The sequence below is a fragment of the Pseudomonas sp. 18-147 genome, from assembly GCF_051048045.1.
In the GTDB taxonomy this organism is placed as follows: domain Bacteria; phylum Pseudomonadota; class Gammaproteobacteria; order Pseudomonadales; family Pseudomonadaceae; genus Pseudomonas; species Pseudomonas aeruginosa.
The window spans coordinates 6,330,486-6,350,615 of the sequence record NZ_CP182296.1 but is presented as its reverse complement, the minus strand read 5'-3'; the positions used below and the strand labels follow the sequence as shown (position 1 = coordinate 6,350,615).

General features: G+C 62.3%; 13 protein-coding genes, 2 tRNA genes and 3 rRNA genes. 13 read left to right on the top strand and 5 right to left on the bottom strand.

From position 1 onward, the window contains the following. Positions 1-88: 88 nt before the first annotated feature. The 12 genes from ACM0M4_RS29960 (at position 89) to ACM0M4_RS29905 (ending at position 14,482) form a co-directional block, all read left to right on the top strand. Positions 89-1,624: ribosomal RNA gene (locus ACM0M4_RS29960) — 16S ribosomal RNA — on the top strand. 64 nt (positions 1,625-1,688) lie between these two features. Continuing rightward, positions 1,689-1,765 (top strand) — tRNA-Ile (locus ACM0M4_RS29955). 28 nt (positions 1,766-1,793) lie between these two features. After that, positions 1,794-1,869, top strand: a tRNA-Ala gene (locus ACM0M4_RS29950). Positions 1,870-2,095: 226 nt separating this feature from the next. Beyond that, a 23S ribosomal RNA gene (locus ACM0M4_RS29945) occupies positions 2,096-4,986 on the top strand. Between the two features lie 144 nt (positions 4,987-5,130). Continuing rightward, positions 5,131-5,246: ribosomal RNA gene (gene rrf, locus ACM0M4_RS29940) — 5S ribosomal RNA — on the top strand. Together the 16S, 23S and 5S rRNA genes with 2 tRNA genes alongside form the textbook arrangement of a ribosomal RNA operon. Before the next feature lie 403 nt (positions 5,247-5,649). Further along, positions 5,650-6,621, top strand: coding sequence for a phosphate ABC transporter substrate-binding protein PstS (pstS, locus tag ACM0M4_RS29935; protein WP_003096673.1), 972 nt, complete (start codon positions 5,650-5,652; stop codon positions 6,619-6,621). 422 nt (positions 6,622-7,043) lie between these two features. Next, positions 7,044-9,077, top strand: coding sequence for an ABC transporter permease subunit (locus ACM0M4_RS29930; RefSeq protein WP_003121319.1), 2,034 nt, complete (start codon positions 7,044-7,046; stop codon positions 9,075-9,077). A gap of 19 nt (positions 9,078-9,096) precedes the next feature. Next, positions 9,097-10,773, top strand: a complete 1,677-nt coding sequence (gene pstA / locus ACM0M4_RS29925) for a phosphate ABC transporter permease PstA (protein WP_003096667.1) — start codon at positions 9,097-9,099, stop codon at positions 10,771-10,773. A gap of 15 nt (positions 10,774-10,788) precedes the next feature. Continuing rightward, complete coding sequence (gene pstB / locus ACM0M4_RS29920; RefSeq protein ID WP_003096663.1) at positions 10,789-11,622, top strand: phosphate ABC transporter ATP-binding protein PstB; 834 nt, start codon at positions 10,789-10,791, stop codon at positions 11,620-11,622. Between the two features lie 95 nt (positions 11,623-11,717). After that, the gene (phoU, locus tag ACM0M4_RS29915) at positions 11,718-12,446 is read left to right on the top strand and encodes a phosphate signaling complex protein PhoU (RefSeq protein ID WP_003096661.1); all 729 of its coding nucleotides are present in this window, start codon (positions 11,718-11,720) and stop codon (positions 12,444-12,446) included. 118 nt (positions 12,447-12,564) lie between these two features. Then, complete coding sequence (locus tag ACM0M4_RS29910; RefSeq protein WP_003096657.1) at positions 12,565-13,467, top strand: response regulator; 903 nt, start codon at positions 12,565-12,567, stop codon at positions 13,465-13,467. Between the two features lie 115 nt (positions 13,468-13,582). Beyond that, positions 13,583-14,482 (top strand): peptidoglycan DD-metalloendopeptidase family protein, encoded by a 900-nt coding sequence (locus ACM0M4_RS29905; protein WP_003096656.1) that lies wholly within the window; start codon positions 13,583-13,585, stop codon positions 14,480-14,482. 34 nt (positions 14,483-14,516) lie between these two features. On the opposite strand, the gene ACM0M4_RS29900 is transcribed toward ACM0M4_RS29905, so the two are convergent. The 3 genes from ACM0M4_RS29900 to phoB all read right to left on the bottom strand — a co-directional run bounded on the left by ACM0M4_RS29900 (position 14,517) and on the right by phoB (position 18,053). Next, positions 14,517-15,857 (bottom strand): hemolysin family protein, encoded by a 1,341-nt coding sequence (locus ACM0M4_RS29900; RefSeq protein ID WP_003096655.1) that lies wholly within the window; start codon positions 15,855-15,857, stop codon positions 14,517-14,519. A gap of 102 nt (positions 15,858-15,959) precedes the next feature. Then, the gene (phoR, locus tag ACM0M4_RS29895; protein WP_003121316.1) at positions 15,960-17,291 is read right to left on the bottom strand and encodes a phosphate regulon sensor histidine kinase PhoR; all 1,332 of its coding nucleotides are present in this window, start codon (positions 17,289-17,291) and stop codon (positions 15,960-15,962) included. A 72-nt stretch (positions 17,292-17,363) separates the two neighbouring features. Further along, positions 17,364-18,053, bottom strand: coding sequence for a phosphate regulon transcriptional regulator PhoB (phoB, locus tag ACM0M4_RS29890; RefSeq protein ID WP_003096653.1), 690 nt, complete (start codon positions 18,051-18,053; stop codon positions 17,364-17,366). A gap of 176 nt (positions 18,054-18,229) precedes the next feature. Between phoB and ACM0M4_RS29885 the strand changes: the two genes are divergently transcribed. Further along, positions 18,230-18,613: a COG4315 family predicted lipoprotein gene (locus ACM0M4_RS29885; RefSeq protein WP_275234160.1), complete on the top strand. Its 384-nt coding sequence runs from the start codon at positions 18,230-18,232 to the stop codon at positions 18,611-18,613. 23 nt (positions 18,614-18,636) lie between these two features. Here the strand turns inward: ACM0M4_RS29885 and ubiA are convergent, their stop codons facing one another. Both ubiA and ACM0M4_RS29875 read right to left on the bottom strand, forming a co-directional pair. Beyond that, positions 18,637-19,527 (bottom strand): 4-hydroxybenzoate octaprenyltransferase, encoded by an 891-nt coding sequence (gene ubiA, locus ACM0M4_RS29880; RefSeq protein WP_003104612.1) that lies wholly within the window; start codon positions 19,525-19,527, stop codon positions 18,637-18,639. Positions 19,528-19,553: 26 nt separating this feature from the next. Then, complete coding sequence (locus ACM0M4_RS29875; protein ID WP_003114374.1) at positions 19,554-20,090, bottom strand: chorismate lyase; 537 nt, start codon at positions 20,088-20,090, stop codon at positions 19,554-19,556. Between the last annotated feature and the right edge of the window lie 40 nt (positions 20,091-20,130).

Genomic DNA, 20,130 nt, shown 5'->3' with positions numbered 1-20,130 from the left:
CACTCGTGAATTCGAGAGTTTTATCTCTTTTTAAGAGAATGCGATTGCTGAGCCAAGTTTAGGGTTTTCTCAAAACCCAAGCAGTATTGAACTGAAGAGTTTGATCATGGCTCAGATTGAACGCTGGCGGCAGGCCTAACACATGCAAGTCGAGCGGATGAAGGGAGCTTGCTCCTGGATTCAGCGGCGGACGGGTGAGTAATGCCTAGGAATCTGCCTGGTAGTGGGGGATAACGTCCGGAAACGGGCGCTAATACCGCATACGTCCTGAGGGAGAAAGTGGGGGATCTTCGGACCTCACGCTATCAGATGAGCCTAGGTCGGATTAGCTAGTTGGTGGGGTAAAGGCCTACCAAGGCGACGATCCGTAACTGGTCTGAGAGGATGATCAGTCACACTGGAACTGAGACACGGTCCAGACTCCTACGGGAGGCAGCAGTGGGGAATATTGGACAATGGGCGAAAGCCTGATCCAGCCATGCCGCGTGTGTGAAGAAGGTCTTCGGATTGTAAAGCACTTTAAGTTGGGAGGAAGGGCAGTAAGTTAATACCTTGCTGTTTTGACGTTACCAACAGAATAAGCACCGGCTAACTTCGTGCCAGCAGCCGCGGTAATACGAAGGGTGCAAGCGTTAATCGGAATTACTGGGCGTAAAGCGCGCGTAGGTGGTTCAGCAAGTTGGATGTGAAATCCCCGGGCTCAACCTGGGAACTGCATCCAAAACTACTGAGCTAGAGTACGGTAGAGGGTGGTGGAATTTCCTGTGTAGCGGTGAAATGCGTAGATATAGGAAGGAACACCAGTGGCGAAGGCGACCACCTGGACTGATACTGACACTGAGGTGCGAAAGCGTGGGGAGCAAACAGGATTAGATACCCTGGTAGTCCACGCCGTAAACGATGTCGACTAGCCGTTGGGATCCTTGAGATCTTAGTGGCGCAGCTAACGCGATAAGTCGACCGCCTGGGGAGTACGGCCGCAAGGTTAAAACTCAAATGAATTGACGGGGGCCCGCACAAGCGGTGGAGCATGTGGTTTAATTCGAAGCAACGCGAAGAACCTTACCTGGCCTTGACATGCTGAGAACTTTCCAGAGATGGATTGGTGCCTTCGGGAACTCAGACACAGGTGCTGCATGGCTGTCGTCAGCTCGTGTCGTGAGATGTTGGGTTAAGTCCCGTAACGAGCGCAACCCTTGTCCTTAGTTACCAGCACCTCGGGTGGGCACTCTAAGGAGACTGCCGGTGACAAACCGGAGGAAGGTGGGGATGACGTCAAGTCATCATGGCCCTTACGGCCAGGGCTACACACGTGCTACAATGGTCGGTACAAAGGGTTGCCAAGCCGCGAGGTGGAGCTAATCCCATAAAACCGATCGTAGTCCGGATCGCAGTCTGCAACTCGACTGCGTGAAGTCGGAATCGCTAGTAATCGTGAATCAGAATGTCACGGTGAATACGTTCCCGGGCCTTGTACACACCGCCCGTCACACCATGGGAGTGGGTTGCTCCAGAAGTAGCTAGTCTAACCGCAAGGGGGACGGTTACCACGGAGTGATTCATGACTGGGGTGAAGTCGTAACAAGGTAGCCGTAGGGGAACCTGCGGCTGGATCACCTCCTTAATCGAAGATCTCAGCTTCTTCATAAGCTCCCACACGAATTGCTTGATTCACTGGTTAGACGATTGGGTCTGTAGCTCAGTTGGTTAGAGCGCACCCCTGATAAGGGTGAGGTCGGCAGTTCGAATCTGCCCAGACCCACCAATTGTTGGTGTGCTGCGTGATCCGATACGGGGCCATAGCTCAGCTGGGAGAGCGCCTGCTTTGCACGCAGGAGGTCAGGAGTTCGATCCTCCTTGGCTCCACCATCTAAAACAATCGTCGAAAGCTCAGAAATGAATGTTCGTGGATGAACATTGATTTCTGGTCTTTGCACCAGAACTGTTCTTTAAAAATTCGGGTATGTGATAGAAGTAAGACTGAATGATCTCTTTCACTGGTGATCATTCAAGTCAAGGTAAAATTTGCGAGTTCAAGCGCGAATTTTCGGCGAATGTCGTCTTCACAGTATAACCAGATTGCTTGGGGTTATATGGTCAAGTGAAGAAGCGCATACGGTGGATGCCTTGGCAGTCAGAGGCGATGAAAGACGTGGTAGCCTGCGAAAAGCTTCGGGGAGTCGGCAAACAGACTTTGATCCGGAGATCTCTGAATGGGGGAACCCACCTAGGATAACCTAGGTATCTTGTACTGAATCCATAGGTGCAAGAGGCGAACCAGGGGAACTGAAACATCTAAGTACCCTGAGGAAAAGAAATCAACCGAGATTCCCTTAGTAGTGGCGAGCGAACGGGGATTAGCCCTTAAGCTTCATTGATTTTAGCGGAACGCTCTGGAAAGTGCGGCCATAGTGGGTGATAGCCCCGTACGCGAAAGGATCTTTGAAGTGAAATCGAGTAGGACGGAGCACGAGAAACTTTGTCTGAACATGGGGGGACCATCCTCCAAGGCTAAATACTACTGACTGACCGATAGTGAACCAGTACCGTGAGGGAAAGGCGAAAAGAACCCCGGAGAGGGGAGTGAAATAGAACCTGAAACCGTATGCGTACAAGCAGTGGGAGCCTACTTGTTAGGTGACTGCGTACCTTTTGTATAATGGGTCAGCGACTTATATTCAGTGGCAAGCTTAACCGTATAGGGTAGGCGTAGCGAAAGCGAGTCTTAATAGGGCGTTTAGTCGCTGGGTATAGACCCGAAACCGGGCGATCTATCCATGAGCAGGTTGAAGGTTAGGTAACACTGACTGGAGGACCGAACCCACTCCCGTTGAAAAGGTAGGGGATGACTTGTGGATCGGAGTGAAAGGCTAATCAAGCTCGGAGATAGCTGGTTCTCCTCGAAAGCTATTTAGGTAGCGCCTCATGTATCACTCTGGGGGGTAGAGCACTGTTTCGGCTAGGGGGTCATCCCGACTTACCAAACCGATGCAAACTCCGAATACCCAGAAGTGCCGAGCATGGGAGACACACGGCGGGTGCTAACGTCCGTCGTGAAAAGGGAAACAACCCAGACCGCCAGCTAAGGTCCCAAAGTTGTGGTTAAGTGGTAAACGATGTGGGAAGGCTTAGACAGCTAGGAGGTTGGCTTAGAAGCAGCCATCCTTTAAAGAAAGCGTAATAGCTCACTAGTCGAGTCGGCCTGCGCGGAAGATGTAACGGGGCTCAAACCACACACCGAAGCTGCGGGTGTCACGTAAGTGACGCGGTAGAGGAGCGTTCTGTAAGCCTGTGAAGGTGAGTTGAGAAGCTTGCTGGAGGTATCAGAAGTGCGAATGCTGACATGAGTAACGACAATGGGTGTGAAAAACACCCACGCCGAAAGACCAAGGGTTCCTGCGCAACGTTAATCGACGCAGGGTTAGTCGGTTCCTAAGGCGAGGCTGAAAAGCGTAGTCGATGGGAAACAGGTTAATATTCCTGTACTTCTGGTTACTGCGATGGAGGGACGGAGAAGGCTAGGCCAGCTTGGCGTTGGTTGTCCAAGTTTAAGGTGGTAGGCTGAAATCTTAGGTAAATCCGGGGTTTCAAGGCCGAGAGCTGATGACGAGTCGTCTTTTAGATGACGAAGTGGTTGATGCCATGCTTCCAAGAAAAGCTTCTAAGCTTCAGGTAACCAGGAACCGTACCCCAAACCGACACAGGTGGTCGGGTAGAGAATACCAAGGCGCTTGAGAGAACTCGGGTGAAGGAACTAGGCAAAATGGCACCGTAACTTCGGGAGAAGGTGCGCCGGCTAGGGTGAAGGATTTACTCCGTAAGCTCTGGCTGGTCGAAGATACCAGGCCGCTGCGACTGTTTATTAAAAACACAGCACTCTGCAAACACGAAAGTGGACGTATAGGGTGTGACGCCTGCCCGGTGCCGGAAGGTTAATTGATGGGGTTAGCGCAAGCGAAGCTCTTGATCGAAGCCCCGGTAAACGGCGGCCGTAACTATAACGGTCCTAAGGTAGCGAAATTCCTTGTCGGGTAAGTTCCGACCTGCACGAATGGCGTAACGATGGCGGCGCTGTCTCCACCCGAGACTCAGTGAAATTGAAATCGCTGTGAAGATGCAGTGTATCCGCGGCTAGACGGAAAGACCCCGTGAACCTTTACTGTAGCTTTGCACTGGACTTTGAGCCTGCTTGTGTAGGATAGGTGGGAGGCTTTGAAGCGTGGACGCCAGTTCGCGTGGAGCCATCCTTGAAATACCACCCTGGCATGCTTGAGGTTCTAACTCTGGTCCGTGATCCGGATCGAGGACAGTGTATGGTGGGCAGTTTGACTGGGGCGGTCTCCTCCTAAAGAGTAACGGAGGAGTACGAAGGTGCGCTCAGACCGGTCGGAAATCGGTCGCAGAGTATAAAGGCAAAAGCGCGCTTGACTGCGAGACAGACACGTCGAGCAGGTACGAAAGTAGGTCTTAGTGATCCGGTGGTTCTGTATGGAAGGGCCATCGCTCAACGGATAAAAGGTACTCCGGGGATAACAGGCTGATACCGCCCAAGAGTTCATATCGACGGCGGTGTTTGGCACCTCGATGTCGGCTCATCACATCCTGGGGCTGAAGCCGGTCCCAAGGGTATGGCTGTTCGCCATTTAAAGTGGTACGCGAGCTGGGTTTAGAACGTCGTGAGACAGTTCGGTCCCTATCTGCCGTGGACGTTTGAGATTTGAGAGGGGCTGCTCCTAGTACGAGAGGACCGGAGTGGACGAACCTCTGGTGTTCCGGTTGTCACGCCAGTGGCATTGCCGGGTAGCTATGTTCGGAAAAGATAACCGCTGAAAGCATCTAAGCGGGAAACTTGCCTCAAGATGAGATCTCACTGGGAACTTGATTCCCCTGAAGGGCCGTCGAAGACTACGACGTTGATAGGCTGGGTGTGTAAGCGTTGTGAGGCGTTGAGCTAACCAGTACTAATTGCCCGTGAGGCTTGACCATATAACACCCAAACAATCTGATGATTGTGTGTTGTAAGGTGAAGTCGACGAACCGAAAGTTCGCATGAACCGCAAAACACCTTGAAATCACATACCTGAATCCGGATAGACGTAAGCCCAAGCGAACGGATATCCAACCGAATTGCTTGACGATCATAGAGCGTTGGAACCACCTGATCCCTTCCCGAACTCAGAAGTGAAACGACGCATCGCCGATGGTAGTGTGGGGTCTCCCCATGTGAGAGTAGGTCATCGTCAAGCTCCTATCCCAAAACCCCTGGTCAGCGATGACCGGGGGTTTTGCTTTTGCGCGCGGAAAAAGGCGTGCTTCCTCGCTTCTTTTCTCGACTGCGAATGCCGGCGGCGACTGTCACAATTGCCCTGGAAACTACCCATCCTGCATGAAACGGATGGACGGCTACCTCCCCCAGGCGGATCGAAAACGCGCTCCAGAGGGCCTCCCCGGCCCCTCCGTGAAAGGCTGGAGCCCTTGTGTTTCCAGGCTTTTAGGGGTGTGGCAGGGCTTCTCCCAAGGCTTGCGGAAAAATGTCGGAAGGCTGATGGCATTTCATCCAACTGTCACATTCCTTTCATAGAGTCTTCATGCGGCCTGACGATACTGGCCCCCGTTCCATCCAACCCCATCCTGTCCAAGGAGCAAGGCATGAAACTCAAGCGTTTGATGGCGGCCCTGACGTTCGTCGCCGCAGGCGTAGGCGCCGCTTCCGCGGTAGCCGCGATCGACCCGGCGCTGCCGGAATATCAGAAAGCCAGCGGTGTGTCGGGCAACCTGTCGAGCGTCGGCTCCGACACTCTGGCCAACCTGATGACCATGTGGGCCGAGGAGTACAAGCGCCTCTATCCGAACGTGAACATCCAGATCCAGGCTGCCGGTTCTTCCACCGCGCCGCCGGCCCTGACCGAAGGCACCGCCAACCTGGGCCCGATGAGCCGCAAGATGAAGGACGTCGAGCTGCAGGCTTTCGAGCAGAAGTACGGCTATAAGCCGACCGCCGTCCCGGTCGCTGTCGACGCCCTGGCGATCTTCGTGCACAAGGACAACCCGATCAAAGGCCTGACCATGCAGCAGGTCGATGCGATCTTCTCCGCTACCCGCCTGTGCGGCAGCAAGCAGGACGTGAAGACCTGGGGCGACCTGGGCCTGACCGGTGACTGGGCGAAGAAGCCGGTGCAACTGTTCGGCCGCAACTCGGTTTCCGGCACCTACGGCTACTTCAAGGAAGAAGCCCTGTGCAAAGGCGACTTCCGTCCGAACGTCAACGAGCAGCCGGGTTCGGCTTCCGTGGTGCAGTCGGTCAGCCAGTCGCTGAACGGCATCGGCTACTCCGGTATCGGCTACAAGACCGCCAGCGTGAAGACCGTGGCCCTGGCCAAGAAGGAAGGCGCTGCCTTCGTCGAGGACAACGAGCAGAACGCCCTGAACGGCACCTATCCGCTGTCGCGCTTCCTCTACGTCTACGTGAACAAGGCGCCGAACAAGCCGCTGGACCCGCTGGAGGCTCAGTTCCTCAAGCTGGTTCTGTCCAAGACCGGCCAGCAGGTCGTGGTCAAGGACGGCTACATCCCGCTGCCGGCCAAGGTGGCCGAGAAGGCGATCAAGGAACTGGGCCTGTAATCCAGTGACTTGAGCGGATGGCCCAGCGATGGGCCGTCCAGGCATGAAGGCTCTGCCGGCGGGCGCTAGGATCCGCCGGCCTTTCCCGCCAGCGAGGCTCTGCTGGCGGGCTTTGTTGCGTCATGTTGCTGTCATCTGTCTGTCATACAGAGCCTTTAGGGTGTCACCCCATGAACGACATGGCCAACTCCCCGATGAACTCCTCCCTTGCTCCCGAGCGGATTGACTTCAATACGCCAGCCCTGCAACGCAAGCGCCGCATCCGTGCCCTCAAGGACCGCCTGACCCGCTGGTACGTGCTGGTCGGCGGCCTGGCCGTGCTGGCGGCGATCACCCTGATCTTCTTCTACCTGGCCTACGTCGTGCTCCCCCTGTTCCGCGGCGCCGACCTGGAGACCCGCGAAGCGCTGACTCCGGCCTGGATGCAGCAGGCGCAGGTGCCCCTGCTGCTCAGCATCGAGGAGCAGAACCAGGTGGCCATGCGCGTCGGCGGCCAGGGCGAGATTCTCTTCTTCAACGCCAAGACCGGTGTCGAACTGAAGCGTGTCGCTCTGCCGCTTCCGGCGGGCAGCGAGATCCGCTCGATCGCCCAGGACCAGCCGGGCAGCCCGACGGTCGCCCTGGGCCTGTCCAACGGACAGGTGCTGGTGTTCCAGCACACCTACAAGGTCACCTACCCGGACAACAAGAAGACCATCACCCCGGAGATCGCCTTCCCCTACGGCGAGACCCCGATCGGTCTCGATCCGCAGGGCCGCCCGCTGGAGCATGTGAGCATCAATGCCGGCGACGACAGCCTGCTGCTGGCTGGCTCCGTCGACAAGCAACTGCTGCTGTTGAGCATGACTCGGGAAGAGAACATGCTGACCGGCGAAAGCACGCTGGACGAGGAGCGCATCGAACTCCCGCAGATCGCCGAACCGGTGAAAGCCATCTACCTCGACCCGCGCAAGCAGTGGCTGTACGTGATCAACGGACGTGCCACCGCCGATGTGTTCGACCTGCACAGCCGCCAGTTGAACGGTCGCTACAAGCTGCTGGAAGACCCCAACGCCGAGGTCACCGCGAGCACCCAGCTGCTGGGCGGCATCTCGCTGCTGGTGGGCGACTCCAAGGGTGGCATCGCCCAGTGGTTCATGGCTCGCGATACCGACGGCGAACCGCGCCTGTCGCACGTTCGCGACTTCAATCTGGATGGCGCGCCGATCAGCGCCATCGCTCCGGAACAACGGCGCAAGGGCTTCATCGCCCTGGACGAGAAGGGCAACCTCGGCGTCTTCCACAGCACCGCGCACCGTACCCTGCTGGTCCAGCCGGTCGCCGACTCTTCCGGGGTCATCACCCTGTCGCCGCGGGCCAACCGCCTGCTGCTGGAGCAGGGTGGCAAGATCCACCGCTTCGCCCTGAGCAACCCGCACCCGGAAATCTCCTGGAGCGCGCTCTGGGGCAAGGTCTGGTACGAGAGCTACGACAAGCCGGCCTACGTCTGGCAGTCCACCGCCGCGACCACCGACTTCGAACCGAAGCTGAGCCTCTCGCCGCTGACCTTCGGCACGCTCAAGGCCGCCTTCTACGCGATGATCCTGGCAGCTCCGCTGGCCATCGCGGCCGCCGTCTACACCGCCTATTTCATGGCTCCGGCGATGCGCCGCAAGGTCAAGCCGGTGATCGAGCTGATGGAGGCGCTGCCGACGGTGATCCTCGGCTTCTTCGCCGGCCTGTTCCTGGCGCCCTACGTCGAAGGCCACCTGCCGGGTGTGTTCAGCCTGCTGTTGCTGACGCCGCTGGGCATCCTTCTTGCCGGCCTGCTCTGGAGCCGCCTGCCCGAGCGTATCCGTCTGAGCCTGCCGGCCGGCTGGGAAGCCGCGCTGCTGATCCCGGTGGTGCTTGCCGTCGGCGCCTTCGCCCTGTGGCTGAGCCCGCACCTGGAGACCACCTTCTTCGGCGGCGACATGCGCCTCTGGCTGAGCCACGACCTGGGCATCACCTACGACCAGCGCAATGCCCTGATCGTCGGGCTGGCAATGGGCTTCGCGGTGATCCCGAATATCTTCTCGATCGCCGAGGACGCCATCTTCAGCGTGCCGCGCAGCCTCACCTACGGCTCCCTGGCACTGGGCGCCACGCCCTGGCAGACGCTGACCCGCGTGGTGATCCTGACCGCCAGTCCAGGCATCTTCTCGGCGCTGATGATCGGCATGGGCCGCGCCGTCGGCGAGACCATGATCGTGCTGATGGCGACCGGCAATACCCCGGTGATGGAAGTGAATATCTTCGAGGGGATGCGCACCCTGGCGGCCAACGTCGCGGTGGAGATGCCCGAGTCGGAGGTCGGCGGCAGCCACTACCGCGTGCTGTTCCTCTCGGCGCTGGTACTGCTGACGTTCACCTTCGTGATGAACACCCTGGCAGAGCTGATCCGTCAGCGTCTGCGCAAGAAATACGCGTCGTTGTAAGCGGCGGAGGTATAGCTCTGTGAAACAGAAACAGGAAACCGTCAAAGCCTGGTTCGGCAGCGGCTCGCCCTGGGTGTGGATGAACGCCGGCGCGGTGTCGATCGCGGTGATCATGACCATCGGCCTGCTGGCGGTGATCGCGGTACGCGGCCTCGGCCACTTCTGGCCGGCGAACGTCATCGAGGCGACTTACCAGATCCCTGGCGAAGCCGCCAAGACCGTGATCGGCGAGGTGGTCCAGGCCGAGGAAGTGCCGCGCGCGCGCCTGCGCAGCGCCGGCATGCCGGTCCCGGAGGCCGGCCCCGAATTCATGACCCGCGAGCTGCTCAAGCTGGGCAACCGCGAGCTTTACGGCAGCGATTTCTCCTGGGTCGTCGGCGAGTGGCTGCAGGACATCAAGCGTCCCGAAGCGCTGATGGTTCTCGAACGCCGCGAGTGGGGCAACTTCTACGGCTACCTGCTGAGCGTCAAGGAGAACGGCCAGGTGGTCGCCGAAGGCGACGCCGCGGTAGGCGAACTGCAGAAGCGCATGCAGCGGGTGGATGACCTCTACGCCAAGCTCTACAAGCTGGAGAAGGGCGACATCGGCGGGATCAACCACGGTCTCGAGCGCCTGCGCCTGAAAGAGCGCAAGTTGCAGTTGGACGGCAAGCTGGACGCCGCCGCCCAGGCCGACCTGGCCGCCGAGCGCAGCGAGTTGCAGGCGCGCTACAAGGTCCTGGAAGAGCAGCTCAACGGCCTGCACCAGGAGTTCAACCGCGACAGCGTGGTAATGCGCGACGCCAGCGGCCGCGAGAGCGAAATCACCCTTGGCAAGCTGGTGCATGCCTACCAGCCCAACGCCATGGGCCTGGGCACCAAGATGACGGTGTACTTCAAGAAGCTCTGGGAGTTCCTCAGCGACGATCCGCGCGAGGCCAATACCGAGGGCGGTATCTTCCCGGCGATCTTCGGCACCGTGATGATGACCCTGGTGATGGCGCTGATCGTCACCCCGTTCGGCGTGATCGCTGCGGTCTACCTGCGCGAGTACGCCAAGCAGGGGCCGCTGACCCGGGTGATCCGCATCGCCGTGAACAACCTCGCCGGCGTACCGGCGATCGTCTACGGCGTGTTCGGCCTGGGTTTCTTCGTCTACGTGCTGGGCGGTTCCATCGACCGGCTGTTCTTCCCCGAGGCCCTGCCGGCGCCGACCTTCGGTACCCCCGGGCTGTTCTGGGCCTCGCTGACCCTGGCGATCCTCGCCGTGCCGGTGGTGATCGTCGCCACCGAGGAAGGCCTGGCGCGGATTCCGCGCGCGGTCCGCGAAGGCTCCCTGGCGCTCGGCGCGACCAAGGCGGAAACGCTGTGGAAGATCGTCCTGCCGATGGCCAGCCCGGCGATGATGACCGGCCTGATCCTCGCCGTGGCCCGTGCCGCCGGCGAAGTGGCGCCGCTGATGCTGGTCGGCGTGGTGAAACTGGCACCGTCGCTGCCGGTCGACGGTAACTATCCGTACGTGCATCTCGACCAGAAGATCATGCACCTCGGTTTCCATATCTACGACGTCGGTTTCCAGAGCCCCAACGTCGAGGCCGCACGGCCGCTGGTATACGCTACGGCGTTGCTGCTGGTCGTGGTGATCGCCCTGCTGAACTTCTCCGCCATCGCGATCCGCAATCGCCTGCGCGAGAAGTACAAGGCCCTGGAAAACTGATTGAGGGAGCTTCCCATGCAAAACGAGACCGCCAGCCACGGCATCAACTTCGATGCGCTCGGCCGCGACCGCCAGAGCCTCGACCTGGCTTCCGAAAGTGTCGAACTGGAAGTGCCCGGGCTGAACCTGTTCTACGGCGCCAAGCAGGCCCTGTTCGACGTCCGGATGAACATTCCGAAGCAGCGCGTGACCGCCTTCATCGGCCCGTCCGGCTGCGGCAAGTCGACCCTGCTGCGCTGCTTCAACCGGATGAACGACCTGGTGGATGGCTGCCGCGTCGAAGGCGAGATTCGCCTCGATGGCCACAACATCTTCGCCAAGGGCGTCGACGTCGCCGAGCTGCGCCGTCGCGTCGGCATGGTGTTCCAGAAGCCCAACCCGTTCCCCAAGAGCATCTACGAGAACGTGGTCTACGGCCTGCGTATCCAGGGCATCAACAAGAAGCGCGTACTTGACGAGGCCGTCGAGTGGGCGCTGAAGGGGGCTGCGCTGTGGGAGGAGGTGAAGGATCGCCTGCACGAGTCCGCCCTCGGCCTGTCCGGCGGCCAGCAGCAGCGCCTGGTGATCGCCCGGACCATCGCGGTGGAACCGGAAGTGCTGCTGCTCGACGAGCCGTGCTCGGCGCTGGACCCGATCTCCACGCTGAAGATCGAAGAGCTGATCTACGAGTTGAAGTCGAAGTTCACCATCGTCATCGTTACCCACAACATGCAGCAGGCCGCGCGGGTTTCCGACTATACGGCGTTCATGTACATGGGCAAGCTGATCGAGTTCGGCGACACCGATACGCTGTTCACCAACCCGGCGAAGAAGCAGACCGAAGACTACATCACCGGCCGCTACGGCTAGCGGCGCGTCCGGAGGCGCGGCGATACCGCTGCCTCCGGCGCTCTCCGTAGCTCGTTGATGTCACCGGTCGCAGCGGCTCCAGAAGGATTCCCCACATGATCAACAAAGACAGTCTCACCCATCACATCTCCCAGCAGTTCAACGCCGAGCTGGAGGATGTGCGCAGCCACCTCCTGGCCATGGGCGGGCTGGTGGAAAAGCAGGTCAACGACGCGGTCAACGCGCTGATCGACGCCGACTCCGGCCTCGCCCAGCAGGTCCGCGAGATCGACGACCAGATCAACCAGATGGAGCGCAACATCGACGAGGAGTGCGTGCGTATCCTCGCCCGGCGTCAGCCGGCGGCCTCCGACCTGCGCCTGATCATCAGCATCTCGAAGTCGGTGATCGACCTCGAGCGGATCGGCGACGAGGCCTCCAAGGTCGCCCGCCGCGCCATCCAGCTGTGCGAGGAAGGCGAGTCGCCGCGCGGCTACGTCGAGGTTCGGCACATCGGCAGCCAGGTACAGAAGATGGTGCAGGAGGCACTGGACGCCTTCGCCCGCTTCGATGCCGACCTGGCGCTGTCCGTGGCGCAGTACGACAAGACCGTCGATCGCGAATACAAGACCGCCCTGCGCGAGCTGGTCACCTACATGATGGAAGACCCGCGGGCGATATCCCGCGTGCTCAACATCATCTGGGCCCTGCGCTCGCTGGAGCGCATCGGCGACCATGCGCGCAACATCGCCGAGCTGGTGATCTACCTGGTTCGCGGCACCGACGTTCGCCACATCGGCCTGACCCGCATGAAGGAAGAGGTCGAGAACAACCGCGGCGAGTGATCTTCCGCAGGCAAGGCTCCCTTGACCTGGAGCCTTGTTTCTTCGCGCGACTGCAGCAAGGCTTGGCATCCTGCCAGCAGGGGAGGCTATCCTAGGCGGACCTGTCCAGGAGAAGTCGATGAGCAAAGTCAGCGCGCTAGTGGTGGATGACGCCCCCTTCATCCGAGATCTGATGAAGAAAGGGTTGCGCGACAACTTCCCCGGCCTTCATATCGAGGAGGCCGTGAACGGCCGCAAGGCCCAGCAACTGCTCAGTCGGCAGAACGTCGACCTGATCCTCTGCGATTGGGAGATGCCGGAGATGTCCGGCCTCGAACTGCTGACCTGGTGCCGTGCCCAGGAAAACCTCAAGACTACCCCGTTCATCATGGTCACCAGTCGCGGCGACAAGGAGAACGTGGTCCAGGCGATCCAGGCCGGGGTGTCGGACTACATCGGCAAGCCATTCTCCAATGACCAACTGGTGGCCAAGATCAAGAAGGCCCTGAGCCGCAGCGGCAAGCTGGAAGCCCTGGCGGCCCACGCGCCGCGCCGGGAGATCGCCAGCGGCATGGCCAACGATTCGCTGGCCGCCCTGACCGGTGGTCGCGCCGAGGTGATCAAGCCTGCCGCCAGTCCGGCAAAACCGGCCCCCGCGCCGAAGCCGGCTTCGGCTCCCCAGGCCAGCGCGCGTCCCGCCGGCAGCGGCAACCCGCTGGGGCAGGCGCAATTGCGCCTGCCGCAGAGCAGCATGCCCTGCGTGATCAAGGCGGTCAGTCTGAAGGAAGCGCAACTGGTGGTGAAGCGCGCCGACCCGTTGCCGCAGGTGCTGGAAAGCGCGGTGCTGGACCTCGAGGAAAACAGCGACGTGGCGCGCCTGAACGGCTACCTGCACGCCATCGCCGCGCTGGAGCCGAAGCCGGATAGCGATTGGCTGCTGTTGACCCTGCGTTTCGTCGACCGCGACCCGCAGAAGCTCGACTACCTGTCGCGCCTGATCGCCCGCGGAAGTACCCAGAAGCACTACGTTCCCGGCGCCTGAGCGGTTTTTTCCCGACGATCCGTTCACAGCCCGCTCGCTGTCGTCTCGCCCTGGCAATAAAGCGCTGCTAGTCTTGCCGATTCGGGATAACCAGAACGACACGATCCGTGCAGTCATGCTAGGGCGCCTTCTCCTTCTCTGTGGCCTGTTCGCCGCGGCAGCTCCGGCTGCGGCCCTGACCATCTACAAGTACACCGACGCCAATGGCGTGGTGACCTACTCCGACCGCGCCGTGGCCGGGGCGCAGGTGTTCGTCTTCCGCGACCGGATGGTCGAGCACCTGGAACGGGAAGTGAAGCTGGAGACGAAGAAGCACGCGGGTGGCGAGACCCTGCAGGTGCGCAACGACCTCTACGCGCCGGTCGAGGTCGAGTTGCGGATCCGCAACCCGCGCAATGCCGTCGGGGTGCCCGACGGGCCGATTCGCTGGGTGGTCCCGGCGCGCAGCCAGGTGCGCCTGGCGACCCTGGCGCCGCGCAAGGCCGGCAAGCCGATGAGCTACACCCCGAAGCTGCGTTACGCGCTCGGCGACCCGCGCCAGCAGCCGCTGCTCTATCGCTATCCGCTGCCCTGGCGCGGCGGGCCGTTCCGCCTGTCCCAGGGCGCCAATGGCAAGTACAGCCACTTCACCCCCAAGGGCCGCTACGCGATGGACATCGCCATGCCCGAGGGCACGCCGATCATCGCTGCCCGCGGCGGCACCGTGGTGAAGATCGAGAACAACCAGAGCGGGCGCGGCAACAATCCCTCGGGCAACTTCGTCCGCATCCTGCACGACGACGGCACCATGGGCGTCTACCTGCACCTGATGCGCCATTCGGTACTGGTCGCCGAGGGCCAGCGGGTCCAGGTCGGCACGCCGCTGGCGCGCTCCGGCAACACCGGCAACAGCAGCGGGCCGCACCTGCACTTCGTGATCCAGCGCAACGTCGGCCTGGCGCTGGAGTCGATTCCCTACGACTTCGCCCAGCCGGTCGACAGCCTGCCGAACTTCGCCATCGTCCGCGAGCCTTGAAAAGTCGCCGGCGCCGTGGCGGCGCCGGCTCGTCTCAGTCGAGCTTGACCACCTTGGCCAGGACGATCTTCGGACCGCGCATCTTCTTCACGATGATCCGCAGGCCCTCGGTGTCGAGGACTTCCTCTTCCTCCGGCACCCGCTTCAGGGTGTCGTAGACCAGCCCGGCGAGAGTGTCCGCCTCGACATGATCGAGGTCGATGCCGAGCAGGCGCTCGAGCTTGAACAGCGGTGTGTCGCCGCGCACCAGCAGCTTGCCCGGCTGGTAGGCGAGGATGCCGCGCTCGGTCTTGCGGTGTTCGTCCTGGATGTCGCCGACCAGCACTTCCAGCACGTCCTCCATGGTCAGGAAGCCGACCACCTTGTGATCGGCCTCTTCCACCACGGCGAAGTGCGCGCCGCCCTTGCGGAACTGCTCCAGCAGGCGCGACAGCGGGGTGTGCTTGGTGACGATCTCCAGCGGGCGCACCAGTTCGTCGAGGTCGAAGGTCTCCGGCAGGCTGTCCAGGGCGGACAGCGCCAGCAGCAGGTCCTTGATGTGCAGCAGGCCGATGAACTCGCCCTTGTGGCTGTCCCAGACCGGGTAGCGGCTGTACTTGTGGCGGCGGATCACCGCGAGGATGTCCGCCAGCGGCGCGTCGTGCTCGAGGTAGACCAGGTCTTCGCGGGAGTTGGCCCAGTCGACCACCTCCAGTTCGCCCAGCTCCACCGCCGAGGCCAGCACGCGCATGCCCTGGTCGCTGGGGTCCTGGGCGCGGCTGGAGTGGAGGATCAGCTTCAGTTCGTCGCGGCTGTAGTGATGCTCGTGGTGCGGGCCGGGCTCGCCCTGGCCGGCGATCTTGAGGATGGCGTTGGCGCTGGCGTTGAGCAGCCAGATCGCCGGGTACATCAGCCAGTAGAAAAGGTACAGCGGCACCGCCGTCCACAGCGACAGCAGTTCCGGTTTGCGGATCGCCCAGGACTTGGGCGCCAGCTCGCCGACCACGATGTGCAGGTAGGAAATGATGAAGAACGCGGTGAAGAAGGAGATCCCGCGGATCAGTTCGTCGGAATGCACGCCGATCATCGCCAGCAGCGGTTCCAGGAGTTCGGCGAAGGCCGGCTCGCCGACCCAGCCCAGGCCCAGGGAGGCCAGGGTGATGCCCAGCTGGCAGGCGGACAGGTAGGCGTCCAGCTGGTTGTGAACCTTGCGCAGGATGGCGCCGCGCCAGCCGTGCTGCTTGGCGATGGTTTCCACGCGGGTGGCGCGGAGCTTGACCATGGCGAACTCGGCGGCGACGAAGAAGCCATTGAGCAGGACGAGGAAAAGCGCGAAGAGGATCAGGCCGGCATCGGCGAAATAGGTGGCGATGCTGGTACTAGGAGAAGGGTCCATGGGGGTGTGCGGTAGCCAAAAGGCCCTTAAGAATGAGGGGCTGTGTCGTCGCTTGCAAGCCTTGGCCGTGCCGACGCCGGCGGCGCGGCACCGCGACGAGGTTCACTTCGGCGCCTTGCGCTCGGCCTCGGCGACCTGCGCCGGGGCGAAATGGCAGGTGAAGGTGCTGCCCTTGCCGGGCACGCTGCTGATTTCCAGGCGCGCGCGGTGGCGGATCAGCACGTGCTTGACGATGGCCAGGCCGAGGCCGGTGCCGCCGGTGTTGGAGGCGCGGCTGGAGTCCACCCGGTAGAAGCGCTCGGTCAGGCGCGGCAGGTGCTTGGGGTCGACGCCGATACCGGTGTCCTGCACCGATAGGTGCGCGCCCTGTTCGTCGGCCCACCAGCGGATGCGGATCTCGCCTTCGTCGGGGGTGTACTTCACCGCGTTGAATACCAGGTTGGAGAAGGCGCTGCGCAGTTCCGCCTCGCTGCCCTTGAGCTGCACAGCGGGTGCGGCGTCCAGGCTGATGCGGTGGTTGCGCCCGGCGGACAGGGCCTGGGCGTCGTTACGGATGCTGGCGAGGAGAGCGTCCACCGCCACCGGCTTGTTGTCGCCGGGGTAGTCGGTGGCCTCCAGCTTGGCCAGCAGGAGCAGGTCGTTGAGCAGGTTCTGCATGCGTCCGGCCTGCTGCTGCATCTGCTGCAGGGCGCGCAGCCAGCGCGGGTTCACATCCTCGACGTTGTCGAGGAGGGTCTCCAGGTAGCCGGCGATCACCGTCAGCGGCGTGCGCAGCTCGTGGGAGACGTTGGCCACGAAATCCTTGCGCATCTGCTCCAGCTGGTGGACGCGGGTGACGTCGCGGACCAGCATCAGGTGCTCGCGGTTGCCGTAGAGGGTGATGTGGAATTGCAGGCGCAGGCGCTCGTTGATCGGCGAGGGGATTTCCAGCGGCTCGCGGTAATCCTCCTGGTCGAAGTATTCCTTGAAGCGCGGATGGCGGATCAGGTTGCTCACCGGCTGGCCACCGTCCTGCGGGGTCTTCAGGCCGAGCAGGTTTTCCGCGGCGAGGTTCCACCATTCCAGGTTGCCGTCGCTGTCGAGCATGATCACCGCGTCACGCAGGGCCGCGGTGGACTCCTGGATCCGGTCGATCACCGCCTGCAGGCGGCCACGGGCGCGCTGGTTGCGGCGTTGCAGGTGGTAGATATTGTCGAAGACTTCGCCCCAGAGGCCGTAGCTGTCCGGCGGTGGCTCGTCTGGCTGGTGGTTGCGCAGCCACTGGTGCAGGCGCAGTAGCTGCCAGAGGGTCCAGCCGAGGTAGAGAGCCAGGCCGAGGGCCAGGGCCCAGCCGTAATGGCCGCTGACCACGCCGAGCACGAGGCTGGCGGCCAGCACGAGAAGCAGGTGGCGGATCAGCGCTCCACGCCAGTCTTGGTTCACGACGGATTGCATCCTGTCCAGTGGCGGTCCGTCACGGACCGTCCAGGGGAAACGACTCCGGCCGCTGGGCGGCCGGGAGCGGGGTCAGCTCTTGGTGGAGAAACGATAGCCGGTCCCGCGGACAGTCTGAACCAGATTTTCGTAGACCTCGCCGAGCGCCTTGCGCAGGCGGCGGATATGCACGTCGACGGTGCGCTCCTCGACATAGACGTTGCCGCCCCAGACCTGGTCCAGCAGTTGGCCGCGGGTATAGGCGCGTTCCTGGTGAGTCATGAAGAACTGCAGCAGGCGGTACTCGGTGGGGCCCATCTCGGCCGGCTTGCCGTCGATGGTCACGCGGTGGCTGATCGGGTCCAGCAGCAGGCCGCCGACCTCGATCGGCGCCTCGCTGTCGCCAGGCCCGGTGCGGCGCAGCACGGCCTTCAGGCGGGCGACCAGCTCGCGGGGCGAGAACGGCTTGGTGATGTAGTCGTCGGCGCCGACCTCCAGGCCCTGGATCTTGTTGTCCTCCTCGCCCTTGGCGGTGAGCATGATGATCGGGATGTCGACGGTCAGTTCGTCACGCTTCAGGCGTCGCGCCAGTTCGATGCCGGAAGTGCCGGGGAGCATCCAGTCGAGCAGGATCAGGTCCGGCTTGCGGTCGACGATCACCGCGTGCGCCTGCTGGGTATTTTCCGCCTCCAGGCACTCGTAGCCGGCCATCTCCAGGGCCACGGCGATCATCTCGCGAATCGGTGCTTCGTCATCAACGATGAGGATTGTCTTGCCAACCATGGTCTTGCCTCGGGTCGATCTGTCTTGCGCCGCATTAGATAACGAAATTGTGTCAGGTATGTGACACAACGGCGTAGTTTCCGCCGACTGCCCGCGGCGGGGCTATGCTCAACAGGTTACGGTGCCGTCCCTGCGGGCGGCGAACGCTCCACCTGAAGACACAGGAGAGAGACGCGATGAACAGAATCCACCTGGCGCTGGGTCTGGCGCTGGCCCTGCCGGCGTTCGCCGCGCTGGCCCAGGAAACGGTGGCGCCGGCCACCGAGAAGGACGGCGTGCTGGTCGATGGCAAGGGCATGACGCTCTATACCTACGACAAGGACAGCGAAGGGCAATCCGCCTGTTCCGGGCAGTGCGCGAAGAACTGGCCGCCGCTGGCAGCGGCCCAGGGAGCGCAGGCCAGCGGCGACTGGAGCCTGGTCGCTCGCGAGGACGGCACCCAGCAGTGGGCCTACTACGGCAAGTCCCTTTATACCTTCATCCAGGACAAGAAGCCTGGCGACAAGAACGGTGACGGCAAGATGGGCGCCTGGCACGTCGCCCAGCCGGACATGGACTAGATGGTCGCCGGCCTGCGCGCCGCTCAACGCAGCGCGTAGTCGGCGACCGTGCCGAGGAAGATCGCCAGGCCAGCCCAGTGGTTGTGCAGGAAGGCGCGGAAGCAGGCCTGCGGGTCGCGGTCGCGGGTCGACCAGGCTTCCCAGACGAAGCAGGCCGCCGCCACCGCCAGGCCGAGGTAGAAGCACAGGCCCAGTTCGAAGCGGTTGCCGGCCAGCACTAGCAGGAGCAGGGTCAGGCCCTGCAGGCTGCCGATGATCAGGCGGTCGGCATCGCCGAAGAGGATTGCGGTGGACTTGATGCCGATCTTCAGGTCGTCCTCGCGGTCGGTCATCGCGTAGTAGGAGTCATAGGCGACCGTCCACAGCACGTTGGCCAGGAACAGCAGCCAGGCGCTGGCCGGCAATTCGCCGCGCTCGGCGGTGAAGGCCATCAGGATGCCCCAAGAATAGGCGGCGCCCAGCACCACCTGCGGATAGTAGGTGTAGCGCTTCATGAAGGGGTAGAGCGAGGCCACGGCTACCGCGCCGAACGACAGCCAGACGGTCGTTGCATTGGTCAGCAGGACCAGGCCGAAGCTCAGCGCGACCAGGACGGCGAAGGTGATCCAGGCCTCGCGCACGCTGATCTTGCCGGTGGCCAGCGGGCGCGCCTTGGTGCGTGCGACATGGCCGTCGAAATTGCGGTCGGCGAAATCGTTGATCACGCAGCCGGCGGCGCGCATCAGGATGACGCCGAGGACGAAGATCAGCAGGTTCTTCAGTTCCGGCACGCCGTCCGCGGCGATCCACAGCGACCAGAGGGTCGGCCAGAGCAGCAGGTAGATGCCGATCGGCCGGTCCAGCCGCACCAGTTGGACGAAGTCCCAGGCGCGGGGGTGCAGGCGGGCCAGCGGCTTGATCAGGGTGACGAACATGGGGACCTCCGGAGTCGACCGGGGGATTATACGTCGGCGATTCCCGCCTGGTCCCACAGGCGCGGTAGGTACACCTCCGCTACCAGCACCCCGAGCGCGCCGCGGGAAAACCGTGAGCGACGGCCCCAGAGACCCTCGGCGCGGACCTCGGCGGGCAGACCGGCCGCCGGATAGCGGCAGACTTCGATGGGCCCGCGCTCGAAGGCGCTGTCGCTGAACAGCAACTCGCCCAGCGAGCGGGTGCCGAGCAGCGCCAGGTCGAAGCCCGAGCCTTCCAGGGCGCTGCGCGCCGCCACGCTGCGGGCGAACACCCAGGGACGGTCGTGGCCATGCAGGTAGACCTCGCGGACCCAGCCGCTACTGCCGGTAGGGACGTCGAGCCCCTGGCATTCGTCGTCGCGCAGGGTCTGCCAGCCTTCCAGCAGGGGTTCGACGCGGAACGCGCCGTCGGCCAGGGCGGTCAGGCGCCGGGTCAGCGACCCCTCGTCGAACAGCCAGTCGAGGACGGCGGGGGAGACGCTGGACAGTTGGTCGGCGCGAAGCCAGAGCGCATTGCTGGGCATGACGGGACTACGAGACGGCGGCAGAAGGCGGCGAGGGTAG

Coding starts and splice junctions, on each gene's coding strand:
- pstS (WP_003096673.1), top strand. CDS start 5,650: ATGAAACTCAAGCGTTTGATGGCGGCCCTGACGTTCGTCGCCGCAGGC.
- ACM0M4_RS29930 (WP_003121319.1), top strand. CDS start 7,044: ATGCAGCAGGCGCAGGTGCCCCTGCTGCTCAGCATCGAGGAGCAGAAC.
- pstB (WP_003096663.1), top strand. CDS start 10,789: ATGCAAAACGAGACCGCCAGCCACGGCATCAACTTCGATGCGCTCGGC.
- phoU (WP_003096661.1), top strand. CDS start 11,718: ATGATCAACAAAGACAGTCTCACCCATCACATCTCCCAGCAGTTCAAC.
- ACM0M4_RS29910 (WP_003096657.1), top strand. CDS start 12,565: ATGAGCAAAGTCAGCGCGCTAGTGGTGGATGACGCCCCCTTCATCCGA.
- ACM0M4_RS29905 (WP_003096656.1), top strand. CDS start 13,583: ATGCTAGGGCGCCTTCTCCTTCTCTGTGGCCTGTTCGCCGCGGCAGCT.
- ACM0M4_RS29900 (WP_003096655.1), bottom strand. CDS start 15,857: ATGGACCCTTCTCCTAGTACCAGCATCGCCACCTATTTCGCCGATGCC.
- phoR (WP_003121316.1), bottom strand. CDS start 17,291: ATGCAATCCGTCGTGAACCAAGACTGGCGTGGAGCGCTGATCCGCCAC.
- phoB (WP_003096653.1), bottom strand. CDS start 18,053: ATGGTTGGCAAGACAATCCTCATCGTTGATGACGAAGCACCGATTCGC.
- ACM0M4_RS29885 (WP_275234160.1), top strand. CDS start 18,230: ATGAACAGAATCCACCTGGCGCTGGGTCTGGCGCTGGCCCTGCCGGCG.
- ubiA (WP_003104612.1), bottom strand. CDS start 19,527: ATGTTCGTCACCCTGATCAAGCCGCTGGCCCGCCTGCACCCCCGCGCC.
- ACM0M4_RS29875 (WP_003114374.1), bottom strand. CDS start 20,090: ATGCCCAGCAATGCGCTCTGGCTTCGCGCCGACCAACTGTCCAGCGTC.